Raw genomic sequence first — 1,263 nt, 5'->3', positions numbered from 1 at the left:
GGTCCACACTCAACGACTCACCCGACGCGGCATGGCCGGGCGCCGCCGCCGAGAGCGGCAGCGCGAGCGTCAAAGCCGTCGCGGTCGCCAAGGCGAACCGGCCGGCCTTGCTTCTGGGTCTCATCGACTTCCTCCTGCGTTTCGGCGCCACAACGGTGTAGCGCGACACGGTGCACAGCGGTGGGCGATGGCTGCGGCCGCCCTCGGTCCGATCCCGCCGCTGCGCCCCGGCAGTGGGAAAGGCGCGAGCCGCGAGTCCACGCAAAGATTGTCGAACCGATTCGTATCGCAGATGTCGAGCGGGATATTACGGCGGACTCACAGGCCCGTCAATGGATGTGACGCCGCATCGTGTTGCCGGGCCTGACTGATCACATGGAACAGCTCTGATCTGTGCAGTTAAAGGTGCGACCGCTCCACTGGTAAGCCGATGCCGGTGTAACCACGCATACGCTGCGGAAGGCTTCAAGCCGGGTTCCGCGTCGCTTAACGAGCTCAGCGGTCTTCGAATCGATTCACCGCGAGACGTCCGCCCCGCGTGACAAAGCCGCCGCGACGATCAGCGGCACGGCGCATCAGCACGGCGACAGGACGGTGCGCAGCGCGCCGAGAGTCATGCCTTCTCAGCACACTGCGCACCGTCCTGCCGGCCCTGCCGGCCGGCCCGGGCCACCGGGCCACCGGGTCATTGGGTCACCGGGTCACTGACGTGTCCACAGCTGGTTGCTTCCGCCGTTGCAGGTCCACAGCTCAAGCAGGGTGCCGTTGGCGGTGCCGGCGCCGGTGGCATCGAGACAGAGTCCTGATTGAACACCGGTGATCGTGCCGTTGGCGTTGACGTTCCACTTCTGGTTCTGCTGCCCGTTGCAGGGCCAGATGATCGCCTTGGTGCCGGGGCTGGTGCCCTGCGCGTTGGCGTCCAGGCAGTCGCTGCCGTACACCCGCAGCTCGCCCGCGGTCGTGTAGGTCCACTGCTGGTTGGCCGCGCCGTCGCAGTCCCACAGCTGTACCTGGGTGCCGCCGGTCTGCGTGCTGCCGGGCACGTCCACGCAGCGACCCGAGCCGGTACCGACGATCGGGCCGGTCCCGGCGGGCGTGGTGGGCGTCGGCGAAGGCGAGCCGGTTCCGCTCGGCGTCGGGGAGGGGCTGCCGCCGCCCGGCGGCACATACGGGCACTTGGGCTGGTAGATCGAGATCGTGGAGGGATCCGGCAGCGTCGGGCACAGGAACTGCTCGTAACGGGTATCACCGTCCACGAAGATC

The 1,263-nt window shown here is 68.0% G+C and carries 1 protein-coding gene; it reads right to left on the bottom strand.

All coding sequences use genetic code 11. The features are described from left to right. Positions 1–701: 701 nt before the first annotated feature. Positions 702–1,263, bottom strand: a 562-nt coding sequence (locus KGA66_RS29095; RefSeq protein ID WP_211472824.1) for an RICIN domain-containing protein, incomplete at its 5' end; no start/stop codon positions are given.

This window comes from Actinocrinis puniceicyclus (genome assembly GCF_018283645.1).
GTDB lineage: Bacteria > Actinomycetota > Actinomycetes > Streptomycetales > Catenulisporaceae > Actinocrinis > Actinocrinis puniceicyclus.
The sequence above is the reverse complement of the archived record's forward strand: the minus strand, read 5'-3'. Positions and strand labels throughout refer to the sequence as shown.